The sequence below is a fragment of the Ferroplasma sp. Type II genome (genome assembly GCF_000496155.1).
Genome location: NZ_KI542752.1, coordinates 1 through 1,295, shown reverse-complemented (window position 1 = coordinate 1,295; position 1,295 = coordinate 1). Strand labels below are relative to the sequence as shown.

General features: G+C 33.7%; 2 protein-coding genes and 1 pseudogene. All 3 read left to right on the top strand.

The genetic code is table 11. The features are described 5' to 3' along the window. Nucleotides 1-353 (top strand): annotated as a pseudogene (locus tag AMDU4_RS09615) (hypothetical protein); the annotation flags it as partial. Nucleotides 354-628: 275 nt separating this feature from the next. Continuing rightward, entirely contained in the window at nt 629-811 is a 183-nt protein-coding gene (locus tag AMDU4_RS09610) for a hypothetical protein (RefSeq protein WP_290704907.1), read from the top strand. A gap of 74 nt (nt 812-885) precedes the next feature. Further along, the coding region (locus AMDU4_RS09605) for an AAA family ATPase (RefSeq protein ID WP_290704905.1) at nt 886-1,295 on the top strand (410 nt) is incomplete at its 3' end.

Sequence of the window (1,295 nt, the reverse complement as noted above, 5' to 3'; positions counted from 1 at the left end):
CTAAGTGCAGAAGGTGTTATGACCATCTGGCAGGACATGATGGTGTAATGCTTCTGAAAATATTTTTACTGAAAAAATGGCTTAAACAGATAAATGACAAACCCGAATTTGATCTAACTGATAAGGGCGAAATAAATATGATGAGGCTTGGAGTTAAGATTCCTGTGAAAAGGAGACATGGAAGAATTTTTGCATATGGATGCAGAGACTTAACAGAAAAAGAATTTCATCTGGGAGGTTCCCTGGGTTCAGAAGTCATGAAGGCACTTATTGCAGGGGAGTTCATTTCTCTACATGAAAATTCAAGAATTATAACCGTCATAAAACCCATAAAGGACTGGATTGAGGCATAAAATACTAAATCCCAAACTTTAATTCGATTCTTTTTAATTATTCCTTACAATTCAATCAGAAAGAAAATCACTGAGTTTACAACATCGATGAATTCTCTGGAAGACATGTACATTTATTCAATAAATAATAAATTAATTAAATATTTTCAGAAGTTGCCCGTGGTGGAATTTTTAAAACGTTCTAAATAATATTAATTTTTAAATATTTATCATAAATTACCAAGTTCAAAGATTAGTAATGCTTCTGTAGGGATGCATTATATACTATCATTTCCATGATATCTGAAGAGAAGGCAAAAAAATATTCTTTAAATATTACCAAAGAAAAAAGGAAAAACCAGAAAATAACAATTATAAAAACTAAGATAGACATGGATAAATTAAGCAATAAAACAGTAAACACATTAAAGATGCTATTTTTAGAATCCAAATGGCTGTTCTCCCTTAATATTTGCTGAACATAATGCGCATTATCTAAAGATTTTGCTCATTATAATGCGCAAAAATAAAATACCCTACGAAATATCGTGTCATGATTCAAAAATCGCTTATGCGAACAGTGATACAGGATCAACTGACTGAAATCGAGAGATTAGATCACATTGCCCCAAGAGATGCTTTTGACCTTGGATTAAGTTACAACGGTTCCTCCGCATTCATCATTAAAGGGATCAGGAGGTGTGGCAAGAGCACAATGCTGAAACAGATTATCAACACCAGGTTCCGGGATTCTTTTTTCTATTTCAATTTTGACGATGAACGAATATCAGGATTTGCAGTGGAAGATTTTCAGGTACTGATGGAAACTTTCATTGAGTTGTTTGGGGACATGAGAAATGTGTTCTTTGACGAGATCCAGAATGTCAAAGGCTGGGAACTGTTTATCAATCGACTTCTTCGGGAGGGATACAGGGTATTTATCACAGGGTCAAATTCAAGTCA

What these genes read in the sequence shown, in the direction of transcription:
- AMDU4_RS09610 (WP_290704907.1), top strand. Translation starts at nt 629, where the DNA reads ATGATATCTGAAGAGAAGGCAAAAAAATATTCTTTAAATATTACCAAA.